Origin of the sequence: Thioalkalivibrio sp. AKL7 (assembly GCF_000381705.1) — a bacterium.
Taxonomy (GTDB): Bacteria; Pseudomonadota; Gammaproteobacteria; order Ectothiorhodospirales; family Ectothiorhodospiraceae; genus Thioalkalivibrio; species Thioalkalivibrio versutus.
This window is the reverse complement of record NZ_KB906948.1, coordinates 318077-335357: the sequence shown is the minus strand read 5'-3', so window position 1 is coordinate 335357 and position 17281 is coordinate 318077. Positions and strand designations below refer to the sequence as shown.

At 67.4% G+C, this 17281-nt stretch carries 11 protein-coding genes and 1 tRNA gene; 7 read left to right on the top strand and 5 right to left on the bottom strand.

All coding sequences use genetic code 11. The annotated features are described in order from the left end of the window. Window positions 1–26: 26 nt before the first annotated feature. The 4 genes from hemE to rpsU form a co-directional block, all read right to left on the bottom strand. Window positions 27–1082 carry a uroporphyrinogen decarboxylase gene (hemE, locus tag G315_RS0104460; RefSeq protein ID WP_018144547.1) on the bottom strand — a complete coding sequence of 352 codons (1056 nt, stop codon included), beginning with the start codon at window positions 1080–1082 and terminating at the stop codon, window positions 27–29. A gap of 8 nt (window positions 1083–1090) precedes the next feature. Next, a complete protein-coding gene (locus tag G315_RS0104455) occupies window positions 1091–2497 on the bottom strand; it encodes an FAD-dependent oxidoreductase (RefSeq protein WP_018144548.1) in 1407 nt (468 codons plus the stop codon). A 75-nt stretch (window positions 2498–2572) separates the two neighbouring features. Next, on the bottom strand, window positions 2573–3019 hold the full coding sequence (locus tag G315_RS0104450) for a GatB/YqeY domain-containing protein (protein WP_018144549.1): 447 nt from the start codon (window positions 3017–3019) through the stop codon (window positions 2573–2575). Window positions 3020–3058: 39 nt separating this feature from the next. Then, complete coding sequence (gene rpsU, locus G315_RS0104445; RefSeq protein ID WP_018144550.1) at window positions 3059–3274, bottom strand: 30S ribosomal protein S21; 216 nt, start codon at window positions 3272–3274, stop codon at window positions 3059–3061. Window positions 3275–3454: 180 nt separating this feature from the next. On the opposite strand from rpsU, the gene aroB reads away from it, so the two are divergent. The 7 genes from aroB to G315_RS0104410 all read left to right on the top strand — a co-directional run bounded on the left by aroB (window position 3455) and on the right by G315_RS0104410 (window position 16560). Further along, window positions 3455–4564 carry a 3-dehydroquinate synthase gene (gene aroB, locus G315_RS0104440; RefSeq protein WP_018144551.1) on the top strand — a complete coding sequence of 370 codons (1110 nt, stop codon included), beginning with the start codon at window positions 3455–3457 and terminating at the stop codon, window positions 4562–4564. Window positions 4565–4568: 4 nt separating this feature from the next. Beyond that, window positions 4569–5738, top strand: a complete 1170-nt coding sequence (locus G315_RS0104435; RefSeq protein WP_018144552.1) for a deoxyguanosinetriphosphate triphosphohydrolase — start codon at window positions 4569–4571, stop codon at window positions 5736–5738. An 11-nt stretch (window positions 5739–5749) separates the two neighbouring features. Continuing rightward, entirely contained in the window at window positions 5750–7630 is a 1881-nt protein-coding gene (locus G315_RS0104430) for an SPOR domain-containing protein (protein WP_026182035.1), read from the top strand. A 192-nt stretch (window positions 7631–7822) separates the two neighbouring features. Continuing rightward, window positions 7823–12286, top strand: coding sequence for a glutamate synthase large subunit (gene gltB / locus G315_RS0104425; RefSeq protein ID WP_018144553.1), 4464 nt, complete (start codon window positions 7823–7825; stop codon window positions 12284–12286). A 186-nt stretch (window positions 12287–12472) separates the two neighbouring features. Then, window positions 12473–14254: a DNA primase gene (gene dnaG, locus G315_RS0104420; protein WP_018144554.1), complete on the top strand. Its 1782-nt coding sequence runs from the start codon at window positions 12473–12475 to the stop codon at window positions 14252–14254. A 176-nt stretch (window positions 14255–14430) separates the two neighbouring features. After that, window positions 14431–16380, top strand: a complete 1950-nt coding sequence (rpoD, locus tag G315_RS0104415) for an RNA polymerase sigma factor RpoD (RefSeq protein WP_255346797.1) — start codon at window positions 14431–14433, stop codon at window positions 16378–16380. Window positions 16381–16483: 103 nt separating this feature from the next. Further along, window positions 16484–16560, top strand: a tRNA-Ile gene (locus G315_RS0104410). Between the two features lie 230 nt (window positions 16561–16790). Here G315_RS0104410 and G315_RS0104405 read toward each other — a convergent pair. Next, window positions 16791–17219 (bottom strand): hypothetical protein, encoded by a 429-nt coding sequence (locus tag G315_RS0104405; RefSeq protein WP_018144556.1) that lies wholly within the window; start codon window positions 17217–17219, stop codon window positions 16791–16793. Window positions 17220–17281: the final 62 nt, after the last annotated feature.

The window sequence follows — 17281 nt, the reverse complement described above, 5'->3', positions numbered from 1 at the left end:
CGGGCCGTACGCTCGCGCCGGGCGGACTAGCGTCGGTAGTTGGTTACGGTATCCACCATCGCGGCGACCCGCTCCGGATCGATCCCCGGATGAATGCCGTGGCCAAGATTGAAGACATGACCGGTTTCGCGGTCGAAACCATCCAGCACCCGCTGGGTCTCTTCGCGGACTACCGCCTCGGGTGCGTAGAGCACCGACGGATCGAGGTTGCCCTGCAGCGCAACGCGATCGCCGACCCGCCGGCTGGCCTCGGCGATCTCGATGGTCCAGTCCAGCCCCAGGGCATCCGCCCCGGTATCCGCCATCATTTCCAGCCAGGCGCCACCACCCTTGGTGAACAGCGTCACCGGGACGCGGCGGCCATCGTTTTCACGGATCAGCCCGTCGACGATGCGCTGCATGTAGGCCAGCGAGAACTCGCGATAGGCCCGCGGAGTAAGCGAACCACCCCAGGTGTCGAAGATCATCACCGACTGGGCGCCGGCGCGGATCTGCGCATTCAGATAATCGGTCACCGCGGTGGCGACCTTTTGCAGCAGGGCGTGCATCGCCTGCGGCTCGCCGTACATCAGACGCTTGGTCTCGGCGAAGTCGCGCGAGCCCTGGCCCTCAACCATGTAGGTCGCCAGGGTCCATGGGCTGCCGGCAAAACCAATCAGCGGGACCTGGCCGTCCAGCTCGCGGCGGATCAGGCGCACCGCGTCCATCACGTAGCGTAGCTCCTGCTCCGGGTCCGGCACCGGCAGGTTCTCGATCGCCTCCAGCGTACGCACCGGCTCGCGGAAACGTGGGCCCTCGCCCGTCTCGAAATACAGACCCAGCCCCATCGCGTCGGGGATGGTGAGGATGTCGGAGAACAGGATCGCCGCATCGAGAGGAAACCGGCGCAGTGGCTGCATGGTGACTTCGCAGGCCAGCTCCGGGTTCTGGCACAGGCTCATGAAGCTGCCGGCCTGGGCGCGGGTCTCGCGGTACTCCGGCAGGTAGCGCCCGGCCTGGCGCATGATCCAGATCGGCGGACGCTCCACCGGTTCGCGCAGCTGGGCTCGCAGCAGGAGGTCGTTCTTCAGGTTCTGGGACATCGAAAGGCTCAAACGCCGAGGTATTCAAGGATGCCTTCGGCGGCCTCGCGGCCCTCGAAGACGGCGGTGACCACCAGATCGGAGCCGCGCACCATGTCGCCGCCCGCAAAGACCTTCGGATTGCCGGTCTGGAAGGCATGCTCGCCCGCGGTCTGCACGCGGCCGCCCTCGTCGATGCCGATCTTGTAGTCGGCAAACCAGTCGGAGGGAGACGGACGGAAGCCAAAGGCGATCAGCACCCGGTCGGCCGGGATTACGTGTTCGGAGCCGGGGACCGGCTCGGGACGGCGGCGGCCACGTTCGTCCGGGGCGCCCATCTGGGTACGCACGACCTTCACGCCCTCGACCTTGCCGTCGCCGACGATCTCCACCGGCTGCACGTTGAACTCGAAATGCACACCCTCTTCGCGCGCATGCACCACTTCCTTGCGCGAACCGGGCATGTTGTCTTCGTCGCGGCGGTAGGCGCAGGTCACCGATGCCGCGCCCTGGCGGATCGAGGTGCGGTTGCAGTCCATCGCGGTGTCGCCGCCACCCAGCACGACCACCCGCTGGTCGGCCATGTCGATGAACTCGTGGCCTTCTTCCTGCGGCCAGTTCATCACCTGGCGGATATTGGAGATCAGGAACGGCAGGGCGGGATAAACGCCCGGCAGGTCCTCGCCGGGGAAACCGCCCTGCATCGCGGTGTAGGTGCCCATGCCGAGGAACACGGCATCGTATTCCTCCATCAAAGCGTCCATCGCGATGTCGCGGCCGATCTCGATATTCAGGCGAAACTCGACGCCCATGCCCTCGAGGATCTCGCGGCGGGTGCGGATCACGTGCTTTTCCAGCTTGAACGGCGGGATGCCGAAGGTCAGCAGACCGCCAATCTCCGGATAGCGGTCATACACCACCGCCTGCACGCCATTGCGCGCCAGGATGTCCGCGCAGCCCAATCCCGCGGGCCCGGCGCCGATCACCGCGACCCGCTTGCCGGTCGGGGTGACATCCGACAGATCCGGGCGCCAGCCGGCCTTCAGGGCCTCGTCGGTGATGTACTTCTCAACCGAGCCGATGGTGACCGCGCCGAAGCCGTCATTCAGGGTGCAGGCCCCCTCGCACAGACGATCCTGCGGGCATACGCGGCCACAGACTTCGGGCAACGAGTTGGTCTTGTGCGAGAGCTCGGCGGCCGCGAACAGATTGCCTTCCTCCACCAGCTTCAACCAGTTGGGGATGAAGTTGTGGACCGGGCACTTCCATTCGCAATAGGGATTGCCACAGGCCAGGCAACGGCCGGCCTGTTGACCGGCCGTGGCGGGATCGAACTGACCAATGATCTCGCCGAATTCGTGGATCCGGATCTCGGCGGGGGTCTTCTGGGGGTCCTGGCGCGGGAGGTCCAGGAACTGCATCGGATTGGAAGCCATGGAACACTCGCTCCGACGAAATCGGGATAGGGGCCGCGATGGGCCCGGGGAGTTCGGCCGGGATCCGGCCCGTAGTCAGCCCTGCAGGGCGGCGCGGACCTTCTGGCTCACCTGGCCCATGTCCGCACGCCCGAAGACCCGGGGTTTCAGCACCCCCATGACGCGGCCCATGTCACCCGGGGCACTGGCTCCGGTCTCGGCAATCGCCTCGCTTACCAACTGGTCCAGCGCGGACGCGTCCAGCGGCTCGGGCATGTATTCCTCGATAATGACGACCTCGGCGGCCTCGCGCTCGGCGAGGTCCTCGCGACCGCCCTTCTGATACTGATCGATGGAATCACGCCGCTGCTTGAGCATGCGATTGAGGATCGCCAGCACGGTGTCGTCGTCGGCCTCGCGCCGCTCGTCCACCTCGAACTGCGATACCTCGGCCTGAATCATGCGCAATGCAGCCAGGCGGTCCTTGGCGCGGGCCCGCATGGCCTGCTTGACGTCATCCTGCAACCGGGCCTTGAGCGACATCTTTGGGTCCTCGGGTCCGGGCAGCCACCCGGACGGGGTTCAGTACAAACGCACCCGACGAGTCATGTCGCGGGAATTCTTCTTCAGCTGACGCTTCACCGCGGCAGCGGCCTTGCGCTTGCGCTCGGTGGTCGGCTTCTCGTAGTACTCACGGCGGCGGACTTCCGCGACCACGCCGGCTTTCTCGCAGGTGCGCTTGAAACGGCGCAGGGCGACCTCGAAGGGCTCGTTCTCACGAATTCGTACGTGCGGCATACAATCTCCGAAACGGATGCAGGATCATCTCGATCAAAAATAACAAAACCGGCCGCCAAACACTCCGGGCGACCATGCAGAACTCCCTATGGTAATCCAACCGGCGCCAATTGCAAAAGTCCGTGAAGCGATCCGCACCATGCGGAATGCCCGGCTTACGCCGCCGTCGGCCCGCACGCTATGATGACGGGCATGGAAAGTCTCAACGTAGAACTGGGCGAACGCGGCTACCCGATCCACATCGGGCCGGGCATGCTGGGCGAACCGGAGCGGCTCCGGCCGGCACTGCACGGCCGGCGCATCGCCGTGGTGACCAACACCACGGTCGGGCCGCTGTATGGCGACGCCCTGCGCCGGAACCTCGCCGCCTGCGACATCAGCAGCGACCCGCTATGGATCGAACTGCCCGACGGCGAACAGCACAAGACCCTCGTGACGGTAGAGACCATCCTGTCCCGGCTGCTGGAGGCGCGCCTGGATCGCGGCAGCCGCATCGTCGCCCTGGGTGGCGGGGTGGTCGGGGATATCGCCGGGTTTGCCGCCGCGATCTACCAGCGCGGTATCGACTTCGTTCAGGTCCCAACCACCCTGCTCGCCCAGGTCGACTCCTCGGTTGGCGGCAAGACCGGTGTCAATCACCCGCTGGGCAAGAACATGATCGGCGCCTTCCATCAGCCACGCGCCGTGGTCATCGACACCGACACCCTCAAGACCCTGCCCCAGCGCGAGCTCCAGGCGGGCCTGGCCGAGGTGATCAAGTACGGCCTGATCCGCGACGCCGAGTTCTTCGCCTGGCTGGAGGAACACATCGACGCCCTGCGCGCACTGGAACCCGAACCGCTGGCCTACGCGATCCGTCGCTCCTGCGCCTGCAAAGCCGAGATCGTCGCCGCCGACGAGCGCGAGGGCGGCATTCGCGCCCTGCTCAACCTGGGCCACACCTTCGGCCACGCGATCGAGGCCGGCATGGGCTACGGCGCCTGGCTGCACGGCGAGGCCGTGGGCACCGGAATGGCCATGGCCGCACGCATGTCCGAACGCATGGGCTGGCTGGATACCGCTGGTCGCGAACGCGCCGAGGCCCTGATCCAGCGCGCCGGCCTGGCCCTGGAACCGCCGGGGGCGGTGACCCCGGACCGCTTCCGCGAACTGATGGCGATCGACAAGAAGGTGGCCAGCGGCCGCCTGCGCCTGGTACTGCTGCGCGGCATTGGCGAAGCCGTCCTCACCGACGCGTTCGATCAGGACGCCCTGGACGACACCCTGCACGAGCATGCCCGTGTCGCCTGAAACCATGGCCACCCCCAGCGCCGCCACACCGGGCCTGGCGCCCTACGCCTGCGACCCCGCACGTTCGCGCGGCCGCGCCCAGGCCGAGGCCGCGCCGCGTCACCGCAGCGATTTCCAGCGCGACCGCGACCGCATCGTGCATTCCAGCGCCTTTCGCCGGCTGGAGTACAAGACCCAGGTCTTCATCAGCCACGAGGGCGATCTGTTCCGCAACCGCCTGACCCACTCGCTGGAGGTCGCGCAGATCGGGCGCTCCATCGCGCGCGCCCTGCAACTGAACGAGGACCTGACCGAGGCCGTCGCGCTGGCGCACGATCTCGGCCACACCCCCTTCGGGCATGCCGGGCAGCACGCACTGAATGCCTGCATGCGCGAGCACGGCGGCTTCGAGCACAATCTGCAGTCGCTGCGCATCGTCGACCTGCTGGAGCGCCACTACGCCGACTTCGACGGCCTCAACCTGACCTACGAGACCCGCGAGGGCATCCTCAAGCACTGCGCACCCGAGAAGGCGCGCCAGCTGGGCGAGATCGGGGTGCGCTTCCTGCAGAAGGAACAGCCGAGCCTCGAGGCCCAGCTCGCGAACGTCGCCGACGAAATCGCCTACAACAATCACGACGTCGATGACGGCCTGCGCTCCGGGCTGCTCACCATGGACCGCCTCGCCGAGGTCACCCTGTTCCGCGACTGCCGCGAGACGGTCCAGGCCCGGTATCCAAACCTGGACCCGCGTCGCATCCAGCACGAGACCGTCCGGCGCATGATCGACGCCCTGGTCGGCGACCTGATCGAGACCAGCCAGGCCGCGATCGACCACCAGCGCCCGCAAACCCCCGACGACGTGCGCCGCGCCGGCGAGGCACTGATCCGCTTCAGCCCGCAGATGGCGGAACAGGCGCGCGAGCTCAAGGGCTTCCTGCGCGAGAACCTCTACCATCACCACCAGGTCCACGGGGTAATGCACAAGGCCCGCCAGCTGATCCACGATCTGTTTGCCGCGTTCGAGTCGGAGCCACGCCTGATGCCCGAGCACTACCAGCGGCATGCCGACGAGATGGCCACCCACGACGCGCACGGGCCGCAACGCGCCATCGCCGACTACATCGCCGGCATGACCGATCGCCACGCCATCCGTGAACACCACCGCCTGTTCGACCTGGGCACGCTGACCTGAAAAGGAATTCGATGGCGCTTTCCGAACAATGCCTGGAACACCTCGGCCTGCACGCGCCGCCGTTTGACGACGCGCCCGACGAGACCTTCATCTACAGCGACCCGCTGCTGGATGGCCTGCTCGAGTCCGCGCGGGCTGCCCTGAACGGCCCCGGCGCAGTCGTGCTGATGACCGGCGAGAACGGTTCCGGCCGCAGCCTCCAGCTGATGCGGCTGCTGGCGATGCTGCCCGACCCGTTCGAGCTGATCGCCTTCCGTGCGCGCATCAACACCCAGTTCGAGTCGGTGGACAACACCATCCGCAATTACCTGCGCTCGCAGAACGCGGACGACCCCGATCGCCCACTGACCGAACTCCTTGGCGACCGCGTCGCCGAAGGCGTCGACCCGGTTATCGCGATGGATGACGCGCACCTGGTCGGCACCGACATCGTCAACAACCTGATGCGCATGCGCAGCGAGATCCTTGCCAGGCAGGGCCGCGCCCCGCGCATCATCCTGGTCGGCTCCAGCGGACTACTGCGCCGCCGCCTTTACCTGCCCGACCCCTCCGACGAGGACCAGGTCACTCGCGTCAGCCTGCGCGCGTTCAACCTGGAGCAGACCGCGGCCTACCTGCGCCACCGCCTGCAGGCCGCCGGCCTGGCCGACCCCGATCGCCTGCTGGATGCAGACGCCATCCATCACCTGCAGACCACCAGTCAGGGCCTGCCCGGCAACCTCAACCGCGAAGCCAACAGTTTCCTCGAGCGCCAGTGCCGCAGCGAGCGCCGGACCGGTGCCGCAGCCGCCGGCAGCACTGCCCCGGGGGTGGCCGCGGGCGAGGCGGCCGAGACAGACACCGACATCGAACCGCAAGACGGGGAGCCCGCGGTCACCCCCTCCACCCGCGAGGGCGAGCCGGCGAGCGAAACGCCTCCGGAGACGGCCATCCACGCCAGCCGCGACCCGGAAGACGACCGCTTCACCCCGGCGGCCGAGGCTCTTGCCGCGTCCACTCCGCGACCCGACCCGCCCCGCGCGACAGCCCCCGAGGTGCCGCCGGGCGAGCCGGGCGGCATCGACGCCGATCACCGCATCCCGGAGCCGCCGGCGGCGGAGAACGTCGCCTTCTGGAACCAGCGCTGGTTCGTCCCGGCGGTAGCCATCACCGTGGCCCTGGGCATCGCCGCCCCGGTCGCCTGGCAACTGCTGGAGACGGAATCCGCGCCGACCGATAGCGAGATCATCGAACTGCCCCTGCCCGCGCCGCGCATCACCGAGGCCGAGCCAGAACCCACGCCCGCACCCGCACCCGAGGAGCCGAAAGCCACCACCGACGACGAGGTCGCCGTGGCCGACCCCCTGGACCTGCCCCCTCCGGCCGAAGCCGAACCGACCGAGCGGGAGACCGCCCCCCAGGACCCGGCCGCGGACGAGCCCGAACCCGAGACGGCGGCGGAACCCGCGGAGACGGCGCCCGCATCCGAACCGCAGGCCGAGCCAGAAACCACGCCGGAGCCGGAGCCTGAACCCGCACCCGAACCCACGCCCGAGCCCACGCCCGAGCCGGAACCCGCCACCGAAGAGCCGGCCGCAGAGGATGCCGACGCCGAGCGCCTGCGCAACGACCGCGCCTGGCTGAACGACCAGGACGGTGGCGCCACGACCATCCAGCTGCTGGCCGCGCCAAACATGGGGGCCGCACGGGCCTATGCCGATCAGCACGACCTGGGCGGGATCCGCTATATCCCAACGCGCGTCAACAACCGCGAATTCGTGGTCATCCTGGCCGGGGTCTTCCCCGACCGGGCCGCCGCCCAGCGCGCCGCGGAGGACCTGCCCGCCGCCGTGCGCCGCGACGAACCCTGGATCCGCTCCATCGGCTCGGTCCAGAACGCCGTGCGCGACTGATCCCCCGCGCTGCGTGGTCACCACGACTTAACCTGCGTCGATGTCGTGTCTTCTTGACCGGCCCCGGTTTGCCGGGAGAATGACGGTTCGGCTATATTCCTGCGCCTTTTTCCGTGTTCTTTTTCCAGGGACGGCCCTGACCAACGTACCGCGCCCGCGTATGGCCCCGCGCGCTGCGACCGGAGTTGACCAATGCGACAGAACCAACTGAACGGCACCCTCTACCGCCCCGAATTCGAGCGCGACAACTGCGGCTTCGGCCTCATTGCGCACATGGACGGCGTAGCCAGCCACTGGGTGGTCGACACCGCGATCAAGGCCCTGGAACGCATGACCCACCGCGGCGCGATCGCCGCCGACGGCAAGACCGGCGACGGCTGCGGGCTCCTGATGAAGACCCCCGAGGCCTTCCTGCGCACCCTCGCCTCCGAGTCGAAGATTGAACTGGCCGAGCGCTTCGCCGCCGGCATCGTGTTCATCAACCCGGCAAAGATCGCCGAAACCCGCGCCGCCGTGGAGAGCGCCATCGAGCGCGGCCCGCTCCGGCTTGCCGGCTGGCGCGAGGTGCCGGTCAATCCGGAAGAGGCCTGCGGCGCCGAGGCGATGAAGAGCCAGCCGCACATCCTGCAGGTGTTCATCAATGCCCCGGCGGAGATGGACGCGGCCGACTTCGAGCGCGCGCTGTTCGTGGTGCGCCGCCGCGCCGAGATCGCGATGGGCGACGACCCGGTGTTCTACGTGCCCAGCCTGTCGGCACACGTACTCTCCTACAAGGGTCTGGTGATGCCGGCCAACCTGCCGGTGTTCTACCCGGACCTGAAGCGCCCGGAACTGGAGACGGCAATCTGCGTGTTCCACCAGCGCTTCTCCACCAACACCTTCCCGCAGTGGGGCCTGGCGCAGCCGTTCCGCTTCCTCGCCCACAACGGCGAGATCAACACCGTGCAGGGCAACCGCAACTGGGCGGTCGCGCGCCAACACAAGTTCGCCACCGAGAAGCTGCCGGAGCTGACCGAGCTGGAACCGCTGGTCAACCTGGCGGGCTCCGACTCGCAGAGCCTGGACAACATGCTGGAGGTCCTGCTGGCCGGCGGTATGGATCTGTTCCGCGCAATGCGCCTGCTGGTCCCGCCGGCGTGGCAGAACGTCGCGCACATGGACTCCGACCTGCGCGCGTTCTACGAATACAACTCCATGCACATGGAACCCTGGGACGGCCCGGCCGGCATCGTGCTGACCGACGGCCGCTACGCCGCCTGCACCCTGGACCGCAACGGCCTGCGCCCGGCGCGCTACGTGATCACCAAGGATCGCCACATCACCCTGGCCTCGGAGATCGGCGTGTATGACTACGCCCCCGAGGACGTAGTCGCCAAGGGGCGCCTGAAGCCCGGCCAGATGCTCGCCGTGGACACCGAGTCCGGCGAGCTGCTGCAGCCCGAGGACGTCGACCGCATCAACCGCACCCGCCAGCCCTACCGCCAGTGGCTGCGCGCGCACGTGAAGCACCTGAAGAGCCAGCTGGACGACAACCAGCTGTTCTCCGGCGAGCCGATGCCGCCCGAGCGCCTGGAGACCTACGAGAAGCTGTTCGACGTGACCTTCGAGGAACGCGACCAGATCCTGCGCGTGCTGGCCGAGGCCGGGCAGGAGGCCGTGGGCTCCATGGGCGACGACACCCCGTTCGCAGTGCTCTCCAGCCACACCCGTTCGCTGTTCGACTACTTCCGCCAGCAGTTCGCCCAGGTGACCAACCCGGCGATCGACCCGCTGCGCGAAAGCATCGTGATGTCGCTGGAGACCTGCTTCGGCCGCGAACAGAACCTGTTCGAGGAGACCCCGGACCACGCCCACCGCCTGGTGTCCGACTCCCCGGTGCTGTCCGAGGCCAAGTTCCGCGAGCTGTGCAACCAGACCGAGGACGCCTTCCGCGTCGAGCGCATGGACCTCAACTACGACGTCCATTCCGGCTCGCTGGAGGACGCCGTGAAGGCCCTGACCGAGCACGCGGTCGAGGCCGTGCGCGACGGTGCCGTGGTGCTGGTCCTGTCGGATCGCGGCATCGACCCCGAACGCCGCCCGATCCCGGCCGCGCTGGCCGTGGGCGCGGTTCACCATGCCCTGATCAGCGCCAAGCTGCGCACCGACGCGAACATCGTCGCCGAAACCGCCACCGTGCGCGACCCGCACCACTTCGCGGTGCTGCTGGGCTATGGCGCCACCGCGATCTATCCGTACCTGGCCTACTCGGCGCTGCACGGCATGTGCCAGTCCGGCGAGATCCCGAACGCGGACCCGCTGACCCTGGCGCAGAACTACCGCCGCGGCATCAACAAGGGCCTGTTCAAGATCCTGTCCAAGATGGGCATCTCCACCATTGCCAGCTACCGCGGCGCGCAGCTGTTCGAGATCGTCGGCCTGTCCGACGAAATCGTGGAGACCTGCTTCAAGGGCACCACCAGCCGCATCCAGGGCACCCGCTTCGCCGACATTCAGGCGGATCTGGAGACGCTGTCGAAGCGTGCCTGGAACCCGCGCAAGAGCGCTGGCCAGGGCGGTCTGCTGAAATACGTCCACGGCGGCGAGTACCACGCCTACAACCCGGACGTGATCCAGACCCTGCACCGCGCGGTGCAATCCGGCGACTACGGGATCTACAAGGAATACGCGGACCTGGTGAACGAACGCCCGGTGACCGTGCTGCGCGACCTGCTCAAGGTGCGCGACGACATCGAGCCGATCGAGCTTGACGCGGTCGAGCCCGAGGCCGACATCCTGCCGCGCTTCGACTCCGCCGGCATGAGCCTGGGCGCGCTGTCGCCCGAGGCCCACGAGGCCCTGGCCACCGCGATGAACCGCCTCGGTGGACGCTCCAACTCCGGCGAGGGCGGCGAGGCCGTCTCCCGCTACGGTACCGAGCGCATGTCCAAGATCAAGCAGGTGGCCTCCGGCCGCTTCGGCGTGACCCCGCACTATCTGGTCAACGCCGAAGTCCTGCAGATCAAGGTCGCCCAGGGCGCCAAGCCCGGCGAGGGTGGCCAGCTGCCGGGGCACAAGGTCAACAAGATGATCGCGGAGCTGCGCTTCTCGAATGCCGGCGTGGCCCTGATCTCGCCGCCGCCGCACCACGACATCTACTCCATCGAGGACCTGGCGCAGCTGATCTTCGACCTCAAGCAGGTCAACCCGGATGCGCTGGTCTCGGTGAAGCTGGTCTCCGAGGCCGGGGTCGGTACCATCGCCGCCGGCGTGGCCAAGGCCTACGCCGACTTGATCACCATCTCCGGTTACGACGGCGGCACTGGCGCCAGCCCGCTGACCTCGGTGAAGTACGCCGGCACCCCGTGGGAGCTGGGCCTGTCCGAGACCCACGCGACCCTGCGCGGCAACGACCTGCGCGACAAGGTGCGCCTGCAGACCGACGGCGGGCTGAAGACCGGCCTGGACGTAATCAAGGCCGCGATCCTGGGCGCCGAGAGTTTCGGCTTCGGCACCGGACCGATGGTGGCGCTGGGCTGCAAGTACCTGCGCATCTGCCATCTGAACAACTGCGCAACGGGTGTGGCCACGCAGGACAAGGTGCTGCGCATGAACCACTTCATCGGGCTGCCCGAGATGGTCATGCACTACTTCCAGTTCGTCGCCCGCGAGACCCGCGAATGGATGGCGAAGCTGGGTGTGCGCAGCCTGACCGACCTGATCGGCCGCACCGACCTGCTGGAGATCCTGCCGGGCGAGACGCCCAAGCAGCAGCACCTGGACCTGAACGGCCTGCTGGCCAGCGGCGACCTGGCCGACAAGCCGCGTTTCTGCAAGGCGCCGAAGAACGAACCGTTCGACAAGGGTGAGCTCGCCGAGAAGATGGTCGCGGAGATGCTCGAGGCCATCGAGAGCAAGGCCGGTGGCGAATACCACTTCGACGTGGCCAACACCGATCGCTCGATCGGCGCGCGGCTGTCCGGAGAGATTGCCAAGCGTCACGGCAATCAGGGCATGGCGGACGCCGCGATCACCGTGCGCATGAAGGGCACGGCCGGGCAGAGCTTCGGCGTGTGGAATGCCGGCGGTCTGCACCTGTACCTGGAAGGCGATGCCAATGACTACGTCGGCAAGGGCATGACCGGCGGCAAGCTGGTGATCCGGCCGCCGGAGGGCTCCAGCTTCGCCAGCCAGGACACCACCATCATGGGCAACACCTGCCTGTATGGGGCGACCGGCGGCAAGCTGTTCGCGGCCGGCCAGTGTGGTGAGCGCTTCGGCGTGCGCAACTCCGGCGCGATCGCCGTGGTGGAAGGCATCGGCGACCACGGCTGCGAGTACATGACCGGCGGCGTGATGGTGGTACTGGGCAATACCGGCATCAACTTCGGCGCGGGCATGACCGGCGGCTTCGCGTTCGTGCTGGACCGGGAGAACGACTTCCCGGACCGCATCAACAACGAGCTGATCGACCTGCACCGCCTCGACACCGAGGAGATGGAGGCGCACCGGAACTACCTGGAGGAACTCGTCACGGAATTCGTGCACGAGACCGACAGCGCCTGGGGCCGCGAAATCCTGGAGCGCTTCGACGACTACCAGGGCTCGTTCTGGCTGGTGAAGCCCAAGGCCTCGGAACTCCGGGGCCTGCTGGCCAACCTGCGCCAGGCCGCCTGACCCGCCATCCGGCAGCACTACGATTCGGGCCCCTCACGGGGCCCGTTTTGTTTGGGCGATCGCAAAGGCGGGATGAGGGGGCTCGCACTGACGTGAACGGATCGATGCCCTGACGACCACCGGGCCCTCCGGGCTATCATGCGAACCCAACCACCGGCACGACTCCGAGGAACACGCAGCGACCCCATGGCAGGCCTCATCCCCCAGGCGTTCATCGACGATCTGCTAGAACGCAGTGACATCGTCGAGATCATTCAGCGCCGCGTCAGCCTGAAGAAGGCCGGGCGCGAGTTCGCGGCCTGCTGCCCGTTCCACGGCGAGAAGACGCCGTCGTTCTACGTCTCCCCGCAAAAGCAGTTCTATCACTGCTTCGGCTGCGGGGCGCATGGCACGGCCATCAGCTTCCTGATGGAGTACGAGAACCTTAGCTTTCCCGAGGCGATCGAGCAGCTGGCCGAACAGGCCGGGCTCGAGGTTCCGCGCGAGGCCGGGGATGACGACCGCCGCGAGGCCCATGCCCCGCTGTATGACGCGCTGGACGCGGCCGCCGAATGGTACGTACAGCAACTGCGCCAGACCCCTAGGGCAGTCGAGTACCTGAAAAACCGTGGCATCGACGGCGCCACCGCACGCAACTACCAGATCGGCTGGGCCCCGCCCGCGGGGCTGATCGAGGCGCTCAAACCACGTTTCACTCCGCAGCAACTGGTCGATGCCGGCCTGGCCGCGCGCCGCGACGACGGCGGCATCCGCGAGCGCTTCCGCGCGCGCATCATGTTCCCGATCCGCGACCGGCGCGGGCGCATCACCGGCTTCGGCGGGCGCCTGATCGAGGACGGCGAACCGAAATACCTGAACAGTCCGGAGAGCGAGGTTTTCCACAAGGGCCAGGTGATCTATGGCCTGTTCGAGGCGCGCAAGGCCGGCACCCGGCTGGACGACATCGTGGTGGTCGAGGGCTACATGGACGTGGTCGGCCTGGCCCGCGCCGGGTTCCACCGCGCAGTGGCCTGCATGGGTACCGCGCTCACCCGTGCCCACCTGGACAGCCTGTTCCGTCAGGTCTCGCGCATCACCCTGTGCTTCGATGGCGATGCCGCCGGCCGCCGCGCCGCCTGGCGCTCGCTGGGCGAGGCGCTGCCCGCGATCCAGGGCCTGCGCGAGGTGCGCGTGCTGTTCCTGCCGGAGGGCGACGACCCGGACAGCCTGGTCCTGCGCGACGGCCTGGCCGGCTGGGAGGAGCGCCTCGCCGGCGCCCTGCCCTTGTCCGAGACCCTGATGCGCCTGCAGCGCGAGGAGCACCCCACCGACACCGCCGAAGGCCGCACCCGCTTCGCCCACGCGGCGATGAAGCTGGTCGCCACCGCCCGCGATCCGCTGTTTCGTGACCAGCTGGTCGAACGCATCGGACAGGAGACGGGGCTCAGCCAGGAGCGACTGGAACAGGTCCTGTCGGAACAGCCACCCCAGCCTGCCCGCAACCCTGAACCGGGCCCGGGTCACGAGCTCCCCGCCACCCCCGGCGGCCGTGCGCCCGCGCGCGGCGAGAGCGCCCCGGCCTTGTGGGGTGCCCTGCTCGCCCGCGTCCTGCAACACCCGGAACTGGACTGGTCACAGCCCGAGTTCCGCCAGGTCGTCGAGCTGCCCGGAGCGGCCGCCGAGACCCTGCGTAATGTCCTCGCGGCCCTGGACGAGAGCCCTGGACGCCACACGGCCGGCCTGCTGGAGCGCTTTCGCGACCAGCGCCACTTTCAGCGACTCATGGCCCTGGCCCACCAGGAGCTCAACGACGGCGAGCCAGCAGTCACCCGCCAGACGGCGCTGGACTGCGCCCGCCAGCTCCTGCGTCAGCACTATCGATTGCGAATTCGTGAACTGACTCGCCCCGGTTCCGAACTCGGAACGGAACAACGCGCCGAGCTCGCCCGTCTTACCCAGCAGTTGCAGCGGTTCGACCTGCCCAAATAGCGCGCCGGGGCTTGAAGCGCCCGGATTCGCCCTCAACATAGCGGTCAAGGAGGTCGCCCCAGAGCCGGGTCGCGACCCAGCCTTGACCCGAGAATCCATCAGGCCACCGGCAATATAAGAATCTTCTGCTACAATGTAGGATTGATTTTTCTGCGTCCCACTTTCCTTGAGCCGTCTTGCCACGGCTCAAACAAGCACCTCGGAGTACGACCGCAATGAATCGTGAAGAGCAGCAATCCCAGCTCAAGGAACTGATTGCCAAGGGCAAGGAGCAGGGATACCTCACGTATACCGAGGTAAACGACCACCTGCCCGACTCGATCATCGACTCCGACCAAGTCGAGGACATCATTGCGATGATCAACGACATGGGCATCGCGGTGCATGAGCAGGCCCCGGACGCCGACAGCCTTCTGCTGTCCGACGGTTCGGTCTCTGCCGACGACGACGCCGAGGACGCCGTGGCGGCGCTCGCCTCCGCCGACAGCGACTTCGGCCGCACCACCGACCCCGTGCGCATGTACATGCGCGAGATGGGCACGGTCGAGCTGTTGACCCGCGAAGGCGAGATCCGCATCGCCAAGCGCATCGAAGAGGGCCTGATGCAGGTCCTGTTCGCGCTCGCCCACCATCCGGGCGCGATCGAACGGCTGATCCGCGAATACGACCGGATCGTCGAGAACAATGGCCGCCTGACCGACCTGGTGGTTTCCTTCATCGACCCGAATGATCACGCCAACGGTGAGGCCGTGGCCCGTGGCCTGGTGACACCGGAGCAGGCCCAGAAGGCCCAGGACGAGCAGAAGGCGGCTGCGGCGGCCGCCGCCGAGCAGCAGGCCAGCGCCGAACTGGATGCCATCGTCGACGAGGTGGAAGACGCCGAAGAAGACGAAGAAGCCGCCGAGCCGGTGGACACCGGCCCGGATCCGGAAGAGGCGCGCGAGCGCTTCGAAAAGCTGCGCAAGCTGCACGCCAAGGCGCACAAGGCCTTCGAGAAGGGCAACCGCGAGGCCTACGCTGTAGCACGCGAGGCCACCGCCAAGTACTTCATGGAGTTCAAGCTGATCCCGCGCATGGTCGACCAGCTGACCACCCAGCTGCATGGCAGCATCGACCACGTCCGCCGCCACGAGCGCCGCATCATGGCGCTGGCCGTCGAGCAGGCCCAGATGCCGCGCAAGGCCTTCATCGACAGCTTCCCCAAGAACGAGACCAATCTCGACTGGATCAAGGAAGCCTGCAAGGCCAAGGGCAAGTACACCAACGCCCTGGCCCAGCACGAAGAAGAGATCGTGCGCCTGCAGAAGAAGCTGGCCGAGATCGAGCGCGAGGCCAGCCTGAACATCGCCGAGATCAAGGAGATCAACCGCCGCATGTCCATCGGCGAGGCCAAGGCCCGCCGCGCGAAGAAAGAGATGGTCGAGGCCAACCTGCGCCTGGTGATCTCCATCGCCAAGAAGTACACCAACCGCGGCCTGCAGTTCCTCGACCTCATCCAGGAAGGCAACATCGGCCTGATGAAGGCCGTGGACAAGTTCGAATACCGCCGCGGCTACAAGTTCTCGACCTACGCCACCTGGTGGATTCGCCAGGCGATCACCCGCTCCATCGCGGACCAGGCGCGCACCATTCGCATCCCGGTGCATATGATCGAGACGATCAACAAGCTCAACCGCGTCTCCCGCCAGATGCTGCAGGAGATGGGCCGCGAGGCCACCCCGGAAGAGCTGGCCGAGCGCATGGAGATGCCCGAGGACAAGATCCGCAAGGTGCTGAAGATTTCCAAGGAGCCGATCTCCATGGAGACCCCGATCGGCGACGACGAAGACTCGCATCTGGGCGACTTCATCGAGGACGAGAAGGTCGCCTCGCCGTCCGACTCCGCCGCACAGGAGAGCCTCACCGAGGCCACCCGCGAGATCCTGTCCACGCTGACCCCGCGCGAGGCCAAGGTCCTGCGCATGCGCTTCGGTATCGACATGAACACCGACCACACCCTCGAGGAGGTCGGCAAGCAGTTCGACGTCACCCGCGAGCGCATCCGCCAGATCGAGGCCAAGGCCCTGCGCAAGCTGCGCCACCCGACCCGCGCCGAACTGCTGCGCACCTACACCGACGCCGAGTAACCGGCGTCCCGGCCCGGCGGCCGGAACCCGACCTAGCGATGCGGCGCCATCTTCCCCTTGCGGGTAGAATGGCGCCGCAGTCGTTTGTACGCCCCCCGAATACGGGCCTGTAGCTCAGTTGGTTAGAGCAGGGGACTCATAATCCCTTGGTCGTCGGTTCGAGTCCGACCGGGCCCACCATTCGCTTGCGCTCGCGCTGGGCGGGTCGGACTATCCCGGCGCACGCCGTTCCGGCCTCGCGAAGCCAGGCTTCGCGCCGCTACGCAGCCGGCCTCCACCCAACCGGGCCCACGACTCCCATCCGAGATTTACGGCACAAGCCCGTCCCTGTAACGAGCCGGCATGCAGCCATACCCATCTGCACGGGCAATACGCCCCCTGCGGCAGCGGCCCCGCGCGGGACCTTGCGCTCAGGGCGCCTCGGCGGTGATGAGGCCGCGCTGGAGGTCGACGGTGATCCGCTGTCCCTCGATGACCGTGGCGCTGGCCAGCAGGAAGATCTCCACGAACTCGTTTCGCTCCTCCTCCGGCATCTCCGAGGAGGCACTGGAGGCATTAAAGGTGCCGAACATGGTGTCGTGGGCGCCGGCCGAGTACAGGATCAGTCGCTGCATGGCGGTCTGGTCGTCCGGCGATGGTGCAGCAGTATCCAGGACCGGTTCGCCCAGCTTCTGCTTGATGGTGGAATAGAGATGAAACAGGTATTCCGCCGCGCTTTCGCGCCCGCGCCGATCCTGCAGGGTGAAATTGGCGGAGACCGCCTGGCCACTGCGGGCACGTAGCACGATGTGCTTCGACTCGGGCTGCTCGTCGGCGTACGGGTTCAGGATGTTGGCCACGATGTCTCCAGAGCGGAATGGACGAGCCGGGGAGACTACGAGACCCCCTTTGAGATTTCCAC

Coding starts and splice junctions, on each gene's coding strand:
- hemE (WP_018144547.1), bottom strand. CDS start 1,082: ATGTCCCAGAACCTGAAGAACGACCTCCTGCTGCGAGCCCAGCTGCGC.
- G315_RS0104455 (WP_018144548.1), bottom strand. CDS start 2,497: ATGGCTTCCAATCCGATGCAGTTCCTGGACCTCCCGCGCCAGGACCCC.
- G315_RS0104450 (WP_018144549.1), bottom strand. CDS start 3,019: ATGTCGCTCAAGGCCCGGTTGCAGGATGACGTCAAGCAGGCCATGCGG.
- rpsU (WP_018144550.1), bottom strand. CDS start 3,274: ATGCCGCACGTACGAATTCGTGAGAACGAGCCCTTCGAGGTCGCCCTG.
- aroB (WP_018144551.1), top strand. CDS start 3,455: ATGATGACGGGCATGGAAAGTCTCAACGTAGAACTGGGCGAACGCGGC.
- G315_RS0104435 (WP_018144552.1), top strand. CDS start 4,569: ATGGCCACCCCCAGCGCCGCCACACCGGGCCTGGCGCCCTACGCCTGC.
- G315_RS0104430 (WP_026182035.1), top strand. CDS start 5,750: ATGGCGCTTTCCGAACAATGCCTGGAACACCTCGGCCTGCACGCGCCG.
- gltB (WP_018144553.1), top strand. CDS start 7,823: ATGCGACAGAACCAACTGAACGGCACCCTCTACCGCCCCGAATTCGAG.
- dnaG (WP_018144554.1), top strand. CDS start 12,473: ATGGCAGGCCTCATCCCCCAGGCGTTCATCGACGATCTGCTAGAACGC.